At 36.0% G+C, this 18927-nt stretch carries 15 protein-coding genes; 1 reads left to right on the top strand and 14 read right to left on the bottom strand.

The genetic code is table 11. The features are described from left to right. Window positions 1-441: 441 nt before the first annotated feature. Window positions 442-1494, top strand: a complete 1053-nt coding sequence (locus tag D5281_RS19315) for a site-specific integrase (protein ID WP_160561712.1) — start codon at window positions 442-444, stop codon at window positions 1492-1494. 282 nt (window positions 1495-1776) lie between these two features. Here the strand turns inward: D5281_RS19315 and D5281_RS19310 are convergent, their stop codons facing one another. From D5281_RS19310 to D5281_RS19245, 14 genes are all read right to left on the bottom strand, one after another. Beyond that, window positions 1777-2790: a PDDEXK nuclease domain-containing protein gene (locus D5281_RS19310; RefSeq protein WP_160561711.1), complete on the bottom strand. Its 1014-nt coding sequence runs from the start codon at window positions 2788-2790 to the stop codon at window positions 1777-1779. Between the two features lie 272 nt (window positions 2791-3062). Continuing rightward, window positions 3063-4607 (bottom strand): RNA-binding domain-containing protein, encoded by a 1545-nt coding sequence (locus D5281_RS19305; protein WP_160561710.1) that lies wholly within the window; start codon window positions 4605-4607, stop codon window positions 3063-3065. A gap of 70 nt (window positions 4608-4677) precedes the next feature. Then, window positions 4678-5940, bottom strand: a complete 1263-nt coding sequence (locus D5281_RS19300; RefSeq protein ID WP_160561709.1) for a YecA family protein — start codon at window positions 5938-5940, stop codon at window positions 4678-4680. Between the two features lie 213 nt (window positions 5941-6153). Further along, complete coding sequence (locus D5281_RS19295; RefSeq protein ID WP_277935466.1) at window positions 6154-7542, bottom strand: ATP-binding protein; 1389 nt, start codon at window positions 7540-7542, stop codon at window positions 6154-6156. A gap of 174 nt (window positions 7543-7716) precedes the next feature. Beyond that, the gene (locus D5281_RS19290) at window positions 7717-8226 is read right to left on the bottom strand and encodes a YkgJ family cysteine cluster protein (protein ID WP_120435748.1); all 510 of its coding nucleotides are present in this window, start codon (window positions 8224-8226) and stop codon (window positions 7717-7719) included. A gap of 37 nt (window positions 8227-8263) precedes the next feature. Continuing rightward, window positions 8264-8782 carry a hypothetical protein gene (locus D5281_RS19285; RefSeq protein WP_160561708.1) on the bottom strand — a complete coding sequence of 173 codons (519 nt, stop codon included), beginning with the start codon at window positions 8780-8782 and terminating at the stop codon, window positions 8264-8266. A gap of 28 nt (window positions 8783-8810) precedes the next feature. After that, on the bottom strand, window positions 8811-9245 hold the full coding sequence (locus D5281_RS19280) for a hypothetical protein (protein WP_160561707.1): 435 nt from the start codon (window positions 9243-9245) through the stop codon (window positions 8811-8813). Window positions 9246-9265: 20 nt separating this feature from the next. Beyond that, window positions 9266-12001, bottom strand: a complete 2736-nt coding sequence (locus D5281_RS19275; RefSeq protein WP_160561706.1) for an ATP-dependent DNA helicase — start codon at window positions 11999-12001, stop codon at window positions 9266-9268. 154 nt (window positions 12002-12155) lie between these two features. Beyond that, window positions 12156-12872 (bottom strand): TatD family hydrolase, encoded by a 717-nt coding sequence (locus D5281_RS19270; RefSeq protein ID WP_160561705.1) that lies wholly within the window; start codon window positions 12870-12872, stop codon window positions 12156-12158. 1 nt (window position 12873) lies between these two features. Beyond that, window positions 12874-14241 (bottom strand): Qat anti-phage system QueC-like protein QatC, encoded by a 1368-nt coding sequence (gene qatC / locus D5281_RS19265; protein WP_160561704.1) that lies wholly within the window; start codon window positions 14239-14241, stop codon window positions 12874-12876. A 161-nt stretch (window positions 14242-14402) separates the two neighbouring features. Next, the gene (locus D5281_RS19260) at window positions 14403-14927 is read right to left on the bottom strand and encodes a hypothetical protein (protein WP_160561703.1); all 525 of its coding nucleotides are present in this window, start codon (window positions 14925-14927) and stop codon (window positions 14403-14405) included. 1 nt (window position 14928) lies between these two features. Continuing rightward, window positions 14929-16788, bottom strand: coding sequence for a KAP family P-loop NTPase fold protein (locus D5281_RS19255; protein WP_160561702.1), 1860 nt, complete (start codon window positions 16786-16788; stop codon window positions 14929-14931). After that, window positions 16761-18251 (bottom strand): restriction endonuclease subunit S, encoded by a 1491-nt coding sequence (locus D5281_RS19250; RefSeq protein WP_160561701.1) that lies wholly within the window; start codon window positions 18249-18251, stop codon window positions 16761-16763. Before D5281_RS19250 ends, D5281_RS19255 begins: the two co-directional genes overlap by 28 nt. Continuing rightward, a partial coding sequence (locus tag D5281_RS19245) for an HsdM family class I SAM-dependent methyltransferase (RefSeq protein WP_160561700.1) occupies window positions 18248-18927 on the bottom strand: 680 nt, incomplete at its 5' end. The genes D5281_RS19250 and D5281_RS19245, both read right to left, overlap by 4 nt.

Here is an 18927-nt window from a genome sequence, read left to right as displayed (position 1 = left end):
CACCATGACAATATAATATGCTTACTAAGGGAGCCGAAGGGGCGATTACGTCAGCCACCGGACGAAAGAAAGGGGGCTGGTGCTATGGTTACATACAGTGACTTATTCACATTCGTAATTATGCTTTGCGCCGTTATAACTCTTGTTATCAACATCAAACGCAAAAAGTAGCGCCCTCGTCCTGGTAAGATAAGGCGCTACTTCATGTAACAAATTATTTTTCCGGCGGCTAGGTGTACTCTAGCTTTCGGCTCTCTTGTTAAGTATATTATATGCCATAAATGCAGATTTTTCAACCACAATTTGAAAATGCCCCGGTACGCCAATACCGGAGCCTTTCAGATAGATACCATAAGGATTATGATATGCAATCTTCGACAAAACCAGTATATCACAGTCCTTTATAAAATGCACTCATTTTTAAGAAAGGACTGATTTTTTATGCCGGCATATTATGACGAATCAACCAAAACATGGTTCTGTAAATTCTATTACACCGATTACACAGGGACAAAGAAGCAGAAAAAGAAGCGCGGCTTCAAGCTCCAAAGAGAAGCTAAGGAGTGGGAACGTACCTTCCTTGAACGTCTGCAAGGCACGCCCAATATGACGTTCCAATCCCTCTATGACCTCTATATAGAGGATATGTGCCACAGACTAAGGCAGAACAGTATAGATGGTAAGAAGAACGTATTCAAGAACCGCATACTGCCATACTTTAAGGATAAACCAGTAAATGCCATCACGCCCACGGATATCCGGGCATGGCAGAATGAACAGATTGACAAGGGATACTCGGACGCATACCTTGACCGCATCCAAAACATGATGACCACCATCCTAAACTATGCCGTCACATATTACAATCTGCCCTCAAACCCATGTGACAGAGCCGGACACATGGGCAAACGCACCCGGTCAATGAACTTTTGGACGATTGAACAGTACAACCAGTTTATCCAGTATATAACGGATATCAGCGCACACACGGCCTTGCAGCTTCTTTTCTATTCCGGTATGCGTTTCGGTGAACTTCTCGCCCTCACGCTGGCAGACTTTGACTTTAAGGATAATACCATAAATATTACTAAATCCCTGCAGCACAAGGCAAGCGGCGATATTGTGACGCCACCCAAAACAGACAACGGCATACGCACCATTACCATGCCGGAAGCCATCATGCATGAAATAGAGGACTATACCCATAAGATATACGGCATAAAACCATCTGACAGGGTATTCACCTTTACCAAGAGCCTAATAAGAGGAAACATGAAACGAGGAGCGGAAAAAGCCAGCATCCCTTTTATACGCATCCACGATATGCGCCACTCCCATGTATCGCTGTTAATCAATATGGGATTCTCTCCGCATCTGATAGCGGAACGCATAGGCGATACTGTACAAATGGTAAACAGTACATACGGACACCTTTATCCAAGCAAACACAATGAAGTTGCCGAAAAGCTCAATCAAATAATAGTACCAAGTTAGTACCATACGGCATAAATTAAGGGCGAACCCACAACGGGAACGCCTTGTTTTACTGCATTCTTTAATTACTCGATGATAGTAGCAACCCTTCCAGAACCTACTGTACGTCCACCCTCACGGTTTTCTGTGGTGGAAATCAGGGTGATTGCGTGTGATTTTCAGGGCTTTTTCGGTACCTTTTTCTTTTATATGCATCCTGTATCTGAGGTTTTGGGAATTTTTGTTATCATGGTGTTATCACGAAACTCTTTCTAATTCATTTGTGCAGACGGTCTGCACAATTTATTTTTTCATATCAATCCTACTTCTAATCTCCTCCGGATCTGGTAAAGCACTTTTCAAGTCTAGCGGAAGATCTGTACACAAATGATACTCGCTTACACCAATAGGTTTCGACATATCTCTTAATGCATATTCTGCAATGGTTCTATTCTCATCTCTACATAATATTAATCCAACAGATGGATTATCGTCTGGGGATTTAACCAAATCGTCCAGAGCTGACAAATAGAAATTCATTTTCCCTGCTTGCTCTGGTTTAAAATCACCTGTCTTTAAGTCAATCGCCACATAACATCTAAGCTTTGTATTATAGAAAAGAAGATCAATATAAAAATCTTTTCCGCCAACTTCAAGATGATACTGCTGTCCCATAAAAGCAAAACCGGTTCCTAATTCCATCAATAGCGAAGTAACATTCCTTACCAACTCATTTTCTATATCTGTTTCCAACATATCCTCTGTATAATTGATAAAATCAAACATATATGGATCTTTCATAGTACTTATAACAATATCCTTTTGTTCAATAGGCAATCTGTTTTCAAAATTTGAAATCTTATTTGCCACAACTTGCCTCTCATACAACCGGCCCTTCACTTGGGATGCCAATTCATCTACCGACCATCCATGCTCTAAAGTTTTTTCCAAATACCATACATATTCTTCTTGGCTTGACACCTTACTCATCAACACTTGATGATGGCTCCAAGTAATCCTTGCCAATCCATACTTATCCACATCATCCTCAGCGAAAATCTGTGCAAACTTCTTCATATACTTTAAATTTCGAACAGAATACCCTTTTGCACCGGGATATTTCATCCTCATATCCTTAGATAAATTATCAACGAATTTATTACCCCATTCGGAGTTACGAATAATCACACTTCCAATGAACAAGTTTGTTTTCAGCACTTCACTATTCACACTAACGGACGCTCTATATTTAGCCTGATTCACATAATCATTTATTTCTTGTACTGCTTGCAAATACTCATTCGATGTTATAAGCATACTACCTTCCTTCCAAATTGTGCAGACCGTCTGCACAATTGTTAATAATATATTATCTCTTACTCGCTGATGCTTGACCTTGAGAATCTATGATAAAAAGTTCCGGCGGATTTTCCCCGTTATTCAGTCTTGATGCATGAAGTTCCTCTATCCTCTTATCTCGTCTGAGATATCCAACTTTCACATCTTTTTAACAACGCATTCAAGTTCATTTACATGAATTACCTAATCACTGTTTAGGCAATTCGTTTTTTTTAACCATTTTAATCATCTTATGGCAAATTCGCAGCAATATGATAAACTATATTGTTGGTACTCCCCTCTGCCACTATATATCTTGTACCTGTGAGCATTTTAAAATATCTTCGCACAGTCGCGGCAGACTTGCCCGTAACTGCTTCGGCTTCTTTAGGAGTTATTTCTCCATGCTCTTCCATAAAACTAACAATTGCACTCACTTTATTATAATCTTTTTGCGCCAAAACTTCGCTCAAAACTTCGCTCAAACTTCGCTCATTTTTTTGAGCGAAGTTTGTATTTTCAATTTCAAATCTTTCGTGAATCCTTATTGTAGTAATCATATAAGTTCTGTCTGCATCCGTTTCAAACTCCGGCATGGGCGAACTGTTTCTTTTCAGTTCGCGCAAAATTTTTGATATGCCCGTTGATTTCTTCTCGGACAAATCAATCTCCTTAAAAAATTCTCCAATCTTGGGATTTCTGTATCTTCTTGCCCGGACTTTCCCCGCCGCAAACTTTTCCATATCAATATAATGATCCGGTCCCGGGAAATTGATAATCTGAATCTGATCCAAATAAATCCGAATCTCTACCGGTACATCCTCTTTATAGTTTTTGTGTAAAACAGCATTTACAAGCGCTTCCTCCAACGCATTGTACGGATAGTTGAAAAATCGGTCTGCTTCCGCCCTCCCATCAACCTTTACAACCTTTTCCTCAATCACAGTTGTCTTAATATAGTCTAGCGCATCTCTTACCTGCTTCCATATCGGACCGTAAAATGTCTTCTCTGTAAAATCAGACGCCTCCGCTTCCTTATCATGAAAACGCACCAATTCAATCTTGCTTCCTGCAATCAATTTGTCCGGTCTTTCCCCAAACATAAGCAGTCCAATATTTTTGATTGCTATTCCCTCATCTTTTTCCTCCGCCACTTCCTCGGATACCAATAAGTCCTCCAAAGAGCGCACATTGAGTTCTTCAATCAGCGAACTGTTACTTTCCCTGATAAAATCCTCAAGATATCCTCTGCGTATATGTTCCATAGATGCCCGGTTATTAATACGGTCAACAAACGGTATAGCAGCAAATTTCTCAAAGAGTTCCGCGATCTCGCTCTGTTTTGCTTCTACCGTAAGTGATGCCGGACGAATCCAATATTTCATTGTGCGGTCTTGGTCTTTACTCGCTTCCTTTTTAGAATAAACGTCCACAGGTGCCTGATATGGTCCCGCATCACCCGCTGCACATTTCAGATACACTAAGTTTACCCCTTGATATTCCACAATCTCAATCTTTGGAATATAGCGAGGTTCAATTTTGTTACAGTATTGAAATATCTTCAGTTGGATGTCATCAAGTAATTCATCCGGTACGCCTATAGGCGGCAGAATGGGAAGTCCATTTTCTGTTTTGACACCAATCACAAGATACCCGCCGTCTACCCCTGCAATATCGTTTGCATAACCGCATATGGTATGCACAATTTCTGACGGATTAAAGCCTTCCTTGTATTCTATACGGTTTCGTTCTACTTTGCGCCCCTCTAACAGGGTTTCTATTTTTATTGGAATCATATAATCATCTCCATAATTGGTATGTGTGCAGTTGAATTGGGGAAACGGCATTTACCCAATTCAAATCAACTTATAATTTGCCGTGCCCTCCGCAGCATTTTTTAAATTTCTTGCCTGAACCACACGGGCATGGATCATTAGGATAAATCTTCTTAAAAGAATTAGCCACCTGTCCAGACACATTGTTTTGAGAAGAATTATTTGGAACAATCGCTGCGTTACTGTCAAAGTCAACACATATCCCCATCTCTTTCAATTCTTCCGATGCGCTTTTCAAAAGATTAGCTGTCTCGGTACTTCCTGGTACAACTATCGGTCTTTGGGAAAAGCGCCCTTCCTCCATCCCTTTTCTCATCATTTCATTCGGCGTATGTCCCCTATGTATCTGCATTCTGGTGTTATTATTTAATTCTTGGAGAAGTTGAATAATCTTCTCAATTTTAGTATCGTCTAATAAATCTTCATAAACATCTATAATATATTGAACAATCTCAGTAAAATCTATGTCAAATTGTATTTTATCCCATGTCTCCAGCGCCTCTGCATCTGCCTCGTCATATGTCATTCCTATTTCATGCTGTAAAAACTCTCTAAAATTCTGATATGCGGGTTCTTGAGATAAATACAGGTTTCTTGCATAATCCAGCACTTCCTGAGCATTAGGAATATAAAAATCCTTGCCCGCTTGTATGTCCAATAAATCCTTATAGCGGTCACGATATGCTAAATACTCTGCTACTATAAATCTTTGCCCTTCTTCCATATGACATTCCGTCATGTCGTCGGGAAATTCATTACACATTTTTTCTAATTGTTCCTCTGAAATATGATATCCCTTTCTCACATTATATATTTTTCGGAGTACATCTTTGTCAAAAACGCCATAAAAAGCCTCACCAAAATTAAGACACTGAGATAACCATGACATTTTACGGGCATACTTCCGAAATTCCGGCGTATTTATTTTTTCATAAGCTATTTTCACATCTACCGGAACATCGAGCTGTTCCCTTTTATTCAGAAATGCGTAATCGCTTTCATGAAGAAATAAAGCGTCATCCATTTCTTCGGGTGTCGGAATGAGTGGCTCTCTCATCGCACGTTCCAATAGTATTCTGCACTCCGGTGACAGCACAGCGATTCGCCTTCTCATGACTGTTGGCATAAGCAACTCATTCGCTATTTTCTCTGCAAGTTCATCCTTTTTTAGTCCTGATGTTCTTTTTATTTCCAAATCTCTTGCATAATTCAACAGGCTCTCTTTATCATACATCCTCAATATGTGCTTAAGCATGATACCTTCCGGTCCATAAAACACCTTTCGCATAGCCATCTTACTGTTTCTCCTCAAATAATGATTGATTATCTCTTACACTCTTCAAAAGATAAGAATTCCAATTTTTTATCTTTTGAATATATTTTAGGGTAGTCTCATATAGCAGAAATCTTTGTTTTGGAGTAATTTTAAGGCACTTTGGGGTAGTTTTGGAGTCATTTTGGGGTGGTTTTGGGGTAATTGGGGTAATTGGGGATACAATATCCAAAATCATTTTACTTCCCAATAGCCTCCCCGTGAAGCGCCTATATGCTCAATCAATCCTTTACTTTTCAATTTTTTCAGCTGATATTTCACGCCATCTTCTGAAATCATTAACAGCTTTGACAATTCCTTTCTTGAAATATACGGATTATTACGCAAAGCATTCAGAAATACTTCTTCTGTGCGTTGGACATATTGTTCAGCTGCTTGTGAAACATCATTTATTTCACTTTTATTATCTCTGTTTTCCCCATAATTCAAATTTTTCAATATAACTGTAAATTCCACTCTTGATGAGATAAACTGCGGCGCTTTACTTTCATCATAATTATTTGCATTCTTATATGCATTTATTATCTTTGTCAGTCCGCTTCCCTTACGCTCCATATATCCTAACCGCTGAAACACATCTGCCAAAACAGGATTGCGCCTTGTCGAAGGAATTGCATCTATAACCCGTTCCTGTACTAAGGTTCCGTCCGGCATTCCTCCGGGCGAGTATATCACCATCCGATCGTCAAACATATCTATATGGACTTCACTGCCATTTACCAAATAATCCCGATGCACCAATGCATTAACTAATGCTTCAAAATAACTCCGTTCACAATATTCCGGCATATCAATCCTCGAATTGGCTGTCTTTTTCCACATTGTTTTCATATTTCTTTTGATAAATGCAGCTCCTTCATTCAAAAGACTGATTAAACTTCCTGAATATTCTGCATCATCAAAAGCATCCATAATGCCGCCACCCTTATCCAATCCATTCCATCTTGTGCAGAGAACCCTTGACCATCTAATAGGCAAATCATCTGCCAGCAATGCTCCGGCATTTGTAAGTTTTCCCTTATCATCTACTAAACCAAATGACACCAGCTCTTTATCTTCCAAGCTTTCTCCTGTCCATGCTTTATACCGCTCGCGTAATTTGCTGAACGCATAATCCGATACGCTGTAGGTTGTACCCAACGCATCATAGGATGAATTCTTTCCACGCAGTACCAGTCTCTTTAATTCTGTTGCGTCTGCTTTCACACTCTCATTCCCCAGACGGACATATGCTTCCATTACACCGTCTGCCAAATAATAATACGGAGTTTCCTCCCCCTGTCGAATGTTTAACAAAATCAATGTCTTATCGTCTTCCGTTCTAAAAAAACTAAGATGAAATTCCGGAATCGGGTCAAGGCGTGTCTTTATCTGCTCACTGATAATCTCTGCATCCAAAAGTCCTCTTACTTCATTATCATTTGAGACGCCAAAAATCAAAGTTCCACCAATGCCATTTGCAAAAGCGCTGACACTTTTGCACCAACTTTTTGGTCTTTTCACTTCTAACGCAAGTTTTTTATCATAATCTGTTGCCTCACCAATAATATCTTTTAAATTCATCCTGCCCATCTCCATTATATATTCACCACACACAATTTTCTGACATTAAATGATTTGGTGTTAGTCAGTAAGTGGGTTGGTGGCACGATTTCAGGCTTGCCAGCACCTTAAAATATGCAGTTTGCAAATGGGAAAAGTGGCTTACCAACCCATATGCTGACTAACACCAATGATTTATCTGCGTGTTCTAAATCCATATTCCTGCTTTAATCTCTCAAATATTTCAAAAGCAACCGGACATATTTCTATCGTATCTAATATACTCAGCAAACTTGACAATCTTTCAGGCTGGTCGGTATATGGATATTTTTTGCAGCTATCAGGTTTACAATCGCCCAATTTACAGTTACCGTCTTCCTGCAAAAAATCACATGGTTTATGCTTGGTCTGATAGTTTATGCCATACTCTTCTTTTTCCAAGTAAGTATCAATAAACTGTTCAGGCGTTATTTCTAAATATTGTGCATCCCTGTCAATATCTTCCACTGGAATACTTCCTTTATACATCTTGCAACAGTTTCTGCATTTGCTGCAGTCATAATCTGCAAAGAGTTCTTTATGTAATCGTAAAAATTGACTGTCTAATTCATCCTCGTCTGCATGACATTTTAAGAAAGTTCGGAACTTAAAATTTTCGTTCTCTTTTTTCTTAGCTTCTGCTCTTATTTTATCTGGATGTATCATACACCTTCTCCTTTCGCATCCCAAACAACTCAGTTAATTATTCTAATTCCTTTAAAATATCTCTGAAATTTTCTTTACATTTCTTTAATGTTTTATCCCAAAAATCTATATCATTTGATGCCGATTGTTTTGCATTCATATAACCATTCAGTACAGCTTGCTTATGCTGCATTATCTGATTACTTAACATATTTTCTCCTGCTACAGAAAGATATGTGCCATTCTCCTGAATTTTCTCTATACTATCATAAGAAAGGAATGTATAAATCCTTCCATCTTGCAGCAATTTATTTGTCGTAGTAAATATTGCCGAAGATAAATTAAAATATCCACTAAATTGGTTAATCCTATCACTATTGACATAATTTCTTAATTCGATAATCAGCTCAAGCCACTTCTCTATTTTAGATAAGTTACATCTAATTTCAAATGAAAGATTCTTTTTGTTATTAGCATTTTGCTTTTTGGCTCTAAAACAATCTACTCCAATAGTAACCCCAATACCCGCAACGATTCCAACAAATACAGATATTCCATACATAATTCCATCAATCATCTTAACATTCTCCCCATCGCTTTAGTTCCTACAATAGCAATACTTCAATTTCATGCTCACTAAATGCACCTGATTGCTTTAATAACTTCTTAAAACACGCCTTTATTGTCTCTTTTGCCACACAATGCTTTGCTTCATTCAGATATATAAGCCCTATCACAATTTCCAATTGCCTTGCCACGTCTTTTTCTGATACATTTCTATAAAAATCTTCATCTACCCGTCTAAGCTGCACGTCATTAGCCATTGTAAACAATTCCGGATGCTTATGTATGTATTCCTGCAACACATTCCACATTGTCTGCTTGTCCTTCGTTTGAAGCGCATCCTTTATCTTACGTGATTTTAATTTAGATTGTGCAGCGACATCATGTGTTTTTTCAACTGCCTTAATAATATTTTTACAGTATGTGATTACTTTTTCTTCATCTGTACACATTAAATTTTGCGCATATTGTTCCATTTTCCTATCCTCATTATAGATTAAACTACCCGCTTCTTAATAATTTTTAATCCTGTCCGTGCCGAGAAAATTTTTGCATCGTATGATGTTTCATCATTTATAAAACTATCCAAAATTTTTTTCTGCGACTCAGGCGTCCAATACACCTTCAAATTTTCTCTTGCTCTCGTAATTGCCGTATAGAAAATATTATGTGTAATCATTTCATCTACTTCTTTCGTAATAACAATTTTGACCGAATTATACTCTAATCCTTGCGCTTTATGAATGGATACCGCATAAGCAATTTGGAACGGTACATTAGTTTCTGCATCTTCATCATCGTTATCATCATCTCCGGCATTTTTCTTTTTTACTGCAAATCTTACAACTGACTTCCCCGGATTTAGTTTTGGCATAAGTTCAAGTCCTGTTCCTGAAACATGGATGCTATTTAACACCTTTTCAATTTCAATGGAAAAGAATACCCTGTCCTCCTCTTCCTCAATATTCACTATTGTTCCTCCAAGGTTATTATATAATATAGAATTATATTTTGAGGAATCACTAAATAAAATCGGATCACCTATTTTATATGTCCAAACTCCCAGCATAAATGCTTTGTTCGGATTATCGCTTTGCAAAAATCTGTTGATATTATTGATTCCATACAAACCATCATAATTAAGGCACAGAACAATTTCATTTTCAGATGTTCTCTCAAATATTGACTCATCTAACCTTGTTGTATATCCACAATGTCCCATCCATTCAGTAATATTATCCTGATAGTTACGCACCCTGTTCCACAGTTCCAGTAATTGGTTGTTTTCTGTCCTATATGGTCTTTTAAGTTCATATTGCGCTTTTACAGGAACAAAATATCTTGCCAAGTTAAACCAATTTCCGAACTGAATTGATTCTATCTGATAAATATCTCCCACCAAAACCAGCAGTTTAAAATTCTTTTTTCTAAGAACTTCTATCATATCACGATTGCTAATCATACTGCATTCATCTATAAATAATATATCTACAGTTTTATCCGCCGAATATGAATAGATAAACTTCTTGATAGTCAAGTATTCACCACTATTGTCTTTCACCCGCCTTCGTAAATTCTCTACTGCCGGATGAGTATTTGCTATATAGACCTTAGAACTATCTTCCCAAAACTGTGAAATATGTTTTATCAAAGTTGATTTTCCCGTTCCTGCTGCCCCATAAATCATTGCAAGGCTTGAGTTTTCAAACATTCTAAGCAGGATAGCCCTCTTTTCGTCACTATCTATCACATTCGGATTCTCTATAAGCCAATCTTCCACAGAGGCATTATAATCAACCACTCCTTCTTCTGTTAAAGAAATCAGGTTTTGAATTATTTCCTTTGTATCATCTTCATAGCCTTTCACAAAAAGATTTTTACCCATAATTTCCAGTCTTCTATTTTGATGCTTTCTGTATAGACTATCATTATAAGTCTTTACCAATTCATCAATATTCTCAAATCCTGCCAGTTCATCTGTTTTTGTATATAACTTCCCATATGTATCTGCATTAATATTGATACGGCGAGCTAGTAATTCGTGTTCTCTTCCTTCTGTTTTTATGCATGAAAGCAAATCATATATTGATGGGTTATGGTTGCAAAGGCTTGAATTGAATGGCATTTCCTCAAATGGGAGAACTTTAATATCTAAATAAAGTCCCTTCATTCTATAATTTTCTTCCTTCGACAACTGCGCTTTTATTATTTTGTTATTAAGACCGTATAACAAATAGCGGACACTATTACTTCCTAACCTATTTGTTCTTATCCAATCTCTAGCTCTATCAAAAATATCACATAAAACAATTTTTTGTGCCTTTTCCGTAATTCTTTCTTTAAATGCCTGATACCTTCTATCTGAAAATTCCAGAATTTCAACTAAATTAAGCCCTGTTCTTGATATATAATTCATTAATCCAATATATTCCGAAAGATCGCTACGCACCTCTATATTACATCCAAATATTCTTGCAAAATTTTTCAACTCACATGGTCTTATAGATACACTCCATGCAGCCACAATCTTAATTGGCATAAATTTTCCGGATATTTCGATAATATCATCATCCAAATCTACCTTTATCGCATAATTAGCAGGAATCTTAAAAGCAGAGAATACCACCAACTTATTAAATTTACTGGACTCATCATTTGTTGGAATTAAGGTATTTTCGTAATAAACATGATGATTCACAAAAAATGGTTTTGATTTTTGCACATAAAACCGTTCACTATATACTTCATAAGCTTTCTGATAACGAACTTTATCCAATTTCTCTACAATTTTTTCATAATACTGCTGCAGTGTATCATCCAAATCAATCGGGAACTTGTCTATATTGGAAAGAATCTGCATCTGATATCTTCTATAAACAAAATCTTTAATCTGTAGTAAGTATTCATAATATTTTAAAAGCAACCGTTCTGCCCCATCATTATCCGGCGTATAATGAGAACGCGATTCCTGCAACAGTTGATGGAACTTCCTAAGAAAATAAAATTCATTGCTTGTCTTTAAAAATTCAACAGCCTTCGGTATTGTATCATAATCTACAAAAGCATTTTCGTGTTGCTCCGCATACACCCTGACTGCAATATGTTCCACAAGGTTACGAAAATAACTCAGCATATTCTGTGCAACCTTATCTCTTGTCTTATACTCTAAATCGTCTATATTCTCACATATTGCCTTATCATCTGTTTTTATGTATTCGTCTATTGTTTTCATATCATCATCTGCTTTCTGCAATTATTTTGGTATATAACAATTATAGCCTTTACCCTGCCGCGCCATGGGTTTCACATTAAATTCTCCATTATCCCAAACTTTTATTTTACTATTTGACTATTAATTTCTACTATTTCGGCTATGTAAAATCATATTATTTCTCTAACAATTCCTTAAAATTAGAATATACCCTTTGAATCAAATCAGGATCATTCATTGAACGAGCAATTAACTCATATATCTTTATCAAAAATTGTGGTTCATATTTTTTACCATTTACTTTTGAATATGGTCCATCACTCTCTATTAACAGTTTATTTTTAGGTATCCTATCAATAATTTCCATTCTTTGCAGCATATTGGCATTAATAGAAAAATAGCAGCCTAATTTTATAAATTGTTCCTGCATTATAACAGAACCCGTATACCAATGTAAAATACAGCGTTTGGGATTATATTTACTAATTATTTGTACAGCTTCTTCCTCTGCACCTCGAATATGCACTGATATTATTTTGTTCTGATATGCACACAGCGCCATAATCTTGTCAAAAAAAACAAGCTGCTTATTTTTTTCAATTCCCTTTTTTCGCGTGAAATCAAGCCCAACTTCTCCAACATAATTTGTATATTTTAATAAATGTACAAAATCATTAATATCCTTTGATGTCAAGTCCGCATTTAGAGGATGAAACCCTAATGCAAACTTTACATATTTACTATTTTGAAATAAATCTCTACAACTTAAAAACACCCCCGGAGAATTCGTCATGCAAAGAGTATATTGCTTTTCCACTTCAAGATATTGAAATATTTCATCATATTTTTTATACATATCTAAATGAAAATGCGTGTCAATTAAACCAATCATATTATTTACCTAACATTTTCTTCATATCACTATTAACGGAAAATAATTCATCCAAATCCTCCATAGTTGCTTTATACAAACGTAAAAACTTATTAACCTCTTCTTCTGTCAAATGTCCAGCCAACCTGATTTTATTTTTAATATCACTATCCTGCATACATTTGTATTGATACACTGCTGAAATCACTGCTCTCAAATCATTAGATTTTTCAGATTCTCCATATTGGTTCAAAAAATCTTTGGTTTCAGCAGAAAATGAGTATTTAAAATCTTGTGCGTTCATTAATGAACTTTTTCGAATCAAACAAGGATAACAATATCCACAATTTATAGGATATTCATTATTCCCTTTCTCATTATAACGGGCAAGACAGGGATGGGAACATGATATTGTATCCTTATAATGACTTTTAAAAGCTTCCGTATCTTTTACCAAATCTACAATTTCTCTCTTGGTTGAATATGCAAAGAAATTGTCAATTGTATTATGGATTCCAACACTTTTTATTATTTCAGAAAAACTATTCAAAAAATATGGGTGAGTTGTCCTAGTGCTGCAAGTTCCTTTTCTACTGTTCGTAAGGGGGATGTTCAATCCTATAAAACCATTTTCCGGTATATACACAGGTACATTCTGCCCCAAAATTCCTGCTATTGATAATGCAGCGCACAAGAAAAGCAGTGATCTTCCTCTCGATGTATTTTCTGTTCCCACCAAAGGTTCTCCTTGCAAATTCTTAGGCGCATGCGAATTAGCTGTAAAACTTACAAATTTCACTTCTTGCTTTGAATATAACTTTTGAAAAGTTTCTGCAAATTCGCCCTGTTTACTCCTTAATTTAGGGTATTCATTATGCCCTATTAAACAAGGCTTACTTCCATTTTCTAACAACCTGATTGCACCGCAATAAGAATCCAGACCGCCAGAAAATAAGCATACACAATTACATCCTCCCAGATTCAAATGCTTTCTATTCGGATTTTCCCTCTTGCTAAACTGTTTTTCACATTTTCTAAAATGAATATCCCATATGTCTCCTGTCAAAAAAGTCAATGTCTTGTTCCACAGTTCCTCTGTTTGTTTCCACCGTTCTATTCCTAAAACTGGTATACTTACACTTATGTTCCTTGTCCAGCAATCAGGAAACTTGCGTCTATCAATCCTCTTGTCCAACGCAAATACACTTATACCAATTATGAATAAATCTTCATATATTTCAGGTATTGTAAGCTGATCCATTCTATACCATATATCAGCTATATTTGTAAAAATAGTACTGTAACCCTTTCTAATCAGTGTAAAAATATAAGAACCATCCCATTCTTTATTGGGAAACATTTCGTTCTCCTTATCAACCCAAAATCTCATTTAGTCTGCCTCCCCATAAAATAATTCAAATACCTGATAAGCATCATTTAAAGCATTTTCTACCAGCTTTGAAGTTTCTAATTTTGTAAAGTCTACACTTTTTAAGTCTTTAATGCCTAATTTTTCATGTAGTTCGTTTGATATGTATTTATTCATTTCTTTTAAAAGTTTTTCTGTCTCTGATGGACTTTTTTCATCCGAATCTTTTCTTCATACCGAAAGGCGAAACTAAACTTAATATATTCAATGAGGATTTCTGTTAATATTTTCTCACATGGAATATCCTTTAGCTGTTCCATATCAGTGACCTGTAATTCCTTTAGGGCAGATGAAATTGCTTCCGCCGAAAGATAATCCTCTGTTGTACTTCCGTAATTAGTAAAGTCTTGCAGAAGTTCATTAAACACAGTTTCTGAACTCTTTCCTATTAAATCATCCCTGCCAAAATCATGCAATGCCTGATTTAAGCCATTTCTTGATACAGCATTAGCAAAGGCAATAACATTTCCACTTGCCTTAAAAAAGCTTTCAGATGAGGATATATCATGTCTCATAGCTTCCGCAAATTTCCCTGCTGCATTTGCTCTTGAACCACTATCTCCATTATTTATATATGAAGTAACCGCTCTTTTTGCCTGCGACCAATGTGGTGTTTTGGGTGCAATGTAACCTTTTGATGTTCCCATTTTATTTATTCACATCCTTTATCTTTTTAATAACAGCCTGTGTGATACGTTTATCCGACAAAAGTTTATCTAATAATTCACTTGTTATAGCTTGATCTGCAGTATACATAGATTTTAGAGAGGGCAATTGGCTCGGTTCTATTTTACTCTCATCCTTTAATATCCCGTCAATTATGTCTCTCCTATAATCGGTAAATTCCTTAAACAAAGAAGCATAGAAATAAGATTCAGTATTTCCCTTTTCAATTCTTTTAATAATTATTGTCATTACATCATCTAAATCACTGGAATTCATTTGTCGCATATCATTTACCACTCTGGGAACCAACGGAGCTGACAAATGACCTATTCTATCTAGCATTGCTTTACTTGCTTCACTTAAATTTGATTCCAAATCATCGCTTTGAATTAAGATTTCTCTTGTCAAATAGAAATACCTGTCAAGATTTTCCTTTTCCAACTCTACTGGTGGACACATTACCCATGCCTTGATACGTGGTTTATACCATTTTTGATATTCAGAAGCAGGATTACTCTCTTCTATTCCCTGCCTCATTAGTTTATACTGTTCATTTCCCGAATCTGTTTCTTGATTAAAATTTGAATTCCATACATTTAATTGATTAAACAAATCCGGATTCAATTTGTGCAATATAAGTAATTTTGCCATAATACACATGTCTAAATCATCACCATAATACATTTTAGATAGCTTTCTCTTCAAAATAAATGTATTTAAAAATCGTTTAATCTGTCTCGGATTTCCCTTAAGCGTATGGGATGCAATTTTTCTAATCTGTAGAATAGCACCCACTACCTCTTTATACTCCTTCCTATCTTCAAAGGAAATACTGTCGTTCAAACTGCCATATATTTCTTCCAATCCCTCCACTTCAATTACATCGGACTGAACCATCAGTTTTTCTTGTTCTATCTTAGATACAAGTATTTCAAATTCATTTGGTTCCATGTACTTTTGCAGCACAAGTAGCAATAAATAATTTTGTACATCCTTTGGTGATAATTCCGGTATTTGAATAGGAACTTGTATCATCTTCTCAATATACTCTTTATCTAATTCAATATTGAATCCGTCAATATTAGGATATTTCTTCTTTATTGCATATTGAATTACATTCTCATCAGCAGCTATGATAAAGGTTGTCTTTTTCACTGACAAAAATAACTTAATTGCCTCCAGAGTTTCAATAATCCTCTCTGGCTGGCAGCGATCCAGATCATCAATCAAAACAACGACTCTGTTTATTTCTTCTGATTCAAGCGTTTTCTCAAATTCATTTCTGAAATTTCTTATATTATTAACGACACTATCATCTACCGTTTCATCGTCCTTTAGATAGTCATCTTTTATTCCTCTTACAGAATCAGACACACTTTTAATAGCTGTTTCAATTTCTTTTGCCTCATTAGGTAAATTCAAAACTAATGGCAATGGATTTCCCGTAACAAAACTTGCTATAACAGGTGCGGCTGTAGCTGCCGCCTTTGTTCCGACTTTCAGAAAATCTATCTTCTTAATCAATGAAACAAATGATTTTCTTATTTTTATAGGTATCTTTTCGTTATCTTTTAATTCACGAAGCAAAGCCTCCATAATAGCGGTCTTTGCATCTTCGTAATTTTCAAACATCCAAGCATTAATAGAGACATAAATAGCATCTTTGTTCCCTTCATAATTCTTACCAATTAGATTTAGGAGAGTGGATTTACCCGCACCCCATAATCCAAATATACCCACTGTCAACGGCTCCTCATCTGTACCAATGGCTGTCTCTGATACAATATCAGCATATGGTTTATAAAATAACATATCTATTTTAGATGCATTATCTGTCCACATGAAATAACCTCCCTTATCTGTTCTACAATTCGAATCTGCTCAGCATATGGCGGAAGTGGAATATATACAAACTTCTTGATATCTTCGGAGCCTAAATTACCTTGATTTACAGCTCCTGTTTCCCTTTCAAAAATAATCTTTCTTATTTCTGTATTTCGTAATGCAATAACTAAAAACTGTGGGTACACTCCATCTACTACCCTTATACAGCCTACACGTTGATTCAAATACAACTTTTTCCCTTGTAAATCCGATTGTTCAACACATTTGGCATAAAAATAGTCTTTCTTTCTCCTCGTTCCGGTCATAGTTATCAAAATATCATTCTCTCTAATTCTATAATCCTCGACTTCACTGGCTAATTCATCCGAAATAAAAACAGGTCTTGCATCCAATAATAACGCATTCTGTTTTACATTTCCCAAACGGATTATCTGATTGTCAGAATCCTCAACATATAAATTGCTTTTAAAAGCATATCCCCCCTGAAACCATGATATCTCGCCCAACCTAACCCATTTCCAATTTTTCGGAATATCAAACGGCATATCCTCCTCAATTATTTCAGGCAGTGCTTTTTCCTTTTTAATTTTGCCTTCTTGCATCAACGCAGTTTTTTCTATCTGTATCTTTGTATATAACTCCTCTGCTGTTCCATCTTCTAAAAGCTGTTCTGACAACTTACCCTGAACAGCAACATCAAATAGTTTGTTTTTTAAAGCCTTAATGTCAGCAACATAGTTTCTCTGTAATTCATCAATTATTTCCAATTGTTCAAATATTTCATCTATTTTTTCTGCAATCTTCCACTGTATACCTCTAGGCGGTAAAGGTACAATCAATTCATGCAACACATTTGTCGACAATCCTTGAAGCCCTATTCCCTTGCCGTTGATTCGACCAATTTTTTTATAGTACAAAAAAACATAGTAATAAAATCTTACACATATCTCTACATAAGGGCGCAATCTGTGAATATGATTTTGTATTTTTATTTCTTCGTCAAAATTCCATATAGCAGCACGACCTATATCTCCACCTTCACAGACAAGCAAATCATCTTTTTTCACGGTACATTTCTCAATTTCTGACTCAGTAAACAGCATTGTTTTCAACTCATTTAATTCAAATCTGTCCCAATATACGTTAGATGTCGTTATATACTCATAAGTATTGCCCTCTGTATTAGACGAATTTAGCGCCTTTCCTGTATTGTGGTAAAATATATCACCAATTCTAACCCAACTCCAAGCAGCAGGTATCAGAAACGGCGTTTCTTTTTCTGTTATTGGCAACGCTTTTTTATCTTTGGAGATCAATCCTTTTTTTATGCACTCCTCTTTTTGCATTCTTAATAAATTAATTAAGTTTGCCACATTTTCATCTGCAATCAATGTGTCAGAGATTTGACCTTTTAACGCATTTTCTAGTATTTTACATCTCATCGCCTCAGTATCTATCAAACCGTAATTCCTCCCAACAACTGCCTAAGCCTGACAACAGTCTCTGCAATACCATCAGACTCCTCTTGCATATCCCGAAGTATCTCTGCCACTGTTCTCTCATCCTTCTCTTCCAAATCAATCCACTTAAAATCAAGATTATCTGCGTTGCTAACCTCTTCCTCTGTGAAACACCTCCACCGTCCATTCGGATTATCAATACTATAAGTGGCAACTCTGTCTTGTTCATGACCAACACAATAGCAATCCACAAATTCCTGAAGATGCGCTCTCGTCATGGGTTTTGCTGCTAACGTATGTTTAATACCCGTTCTATAATCATAAACCCAAATTTCCTTAGTTGCTTTCCCCTTCTCAAAGAAAAGCACATTTGTTTTTACACCATTCGCATAAAATATACCAGTGGGAAGTCTGAGAATGGTATGAAGGTTAAAATTTTTCAGAAGCTTTTCCCTTACTTTCTCCGTAGCTCCCATATCCGTAAGAACGCTATCCGGAAGCACCACTCCAACACGCCCGTCTTTCTTTATAATAGACATAATATGCTGTAAAAAATTGACCTGATTATCAGATGTCTTTACAAACTCAGGTCTATTGACTGCAACGAGTCTGTGAAAAAAAGTCTGTAAATATTTCATAAGAATAAGGTCTTCTATGATAAAATCTAAATCATAGG

The organism is Parablautia muri (assembly GCF_009917485.1).
Lineage (GTDB): Bacteria > Bacillota > Clostridia > Lachnospirales > Lachnospiraceae > Suilimivivens > Suilimivivens muri.
Note: the sequence above shows the minus strand (reverse complement) of the source record. Positions and strands in the feature narration are given on the sequence as shown.

Bases quoted from the DNA above. Each gene is read 5' to 3' on its own strand.
- D5281_RS19260 (WP_160561703.1), bottom strand. From the start codon at position 14,927: ATGGGAACATCAAAAGGTTACATTGCACCCAAAACACCACATTGGTCG.
- qatC (WP_160561704.1), bottom strand. From the start codon at position 14,241: ATGAGATTTTGGGTTGATAAGGAGAACGAAATGTTTCCCAATAAAGAA.
- D5281_RS19280 (WP_160561707.1), bottom strand. From the start codon at position 9,245: ATGGAACAATATGCGCAAAATTTAATGTGTACAGATGAAGAAAAAGTA.
- D5281_RS19310 (WP_160561711.1), bottom strand. From the start codon at position 2,790: ATGCTTATAACATCGAATGAGTATTTGCAAGCAGTACAAGAAATAAAT.
- D5281_RS19295 (WP_277935466.1), bottom strand. From the start codon at position 7,542: ATGAATTTAAAAGATATTATTGGTGAGGCAACAGATTATGATAAAAAA.
- D5281_RS19270 (WP_160561705.1), bottom strand. From the start codon at position 12,872: ATGATTGGTTTAATTGACACGCATTTTCATTTAGATATGTATAAAAAA.
- D5281_RS19275 (WP_160561706.1), bottom strand. From the start codon at position 12,001: ATGAAAACAATAGACGAATACATAAAAACAGATGATAAGGCAATATGT.
- D5281_RS19255 (WP_160561702.1), bottom strand. From the start codon at position 16,788: ATGTGGACAGATAATGCATCTAAAATAGATATGTTATTTTATAAACCA.
- D5281_RS19315 (WP_160561712.1), top strand. From the start codon at position 442: ATGCCGGCATATTATGACGAATCAACCAAAACATGGTTCTGTAAATTC.
- D5281_RS19285 (WP_160561708.1), bottom strand. From the start codon at position 8,782: ATGATTGATGGAATTATGTATGGAATATCTGTATTTGTTGGAATCGTT.
- D5281_RS19305 (WP_160561710.1), bottom strand. From the start codon at position 4,607: ATGATTCCAATAAAAATAGAAACCCTGTTAGAGGGGCGCAAAGTAGAA.
- D5281_RS19290 (WP_120435748.1), bottom strand. From the start codon at position 8,226: ATGATACATCCAGATAAAATAAGAGCAGAAGCTAAGAAAAAAGAGAAC.
- D5281_RS19300 (WP_160561709.1), bottom strand. From the start codon at position 5,940: ATGGCTATGCGAAAGGTGTTTTATGGACCGGAAGGTATCATGCTTAAG.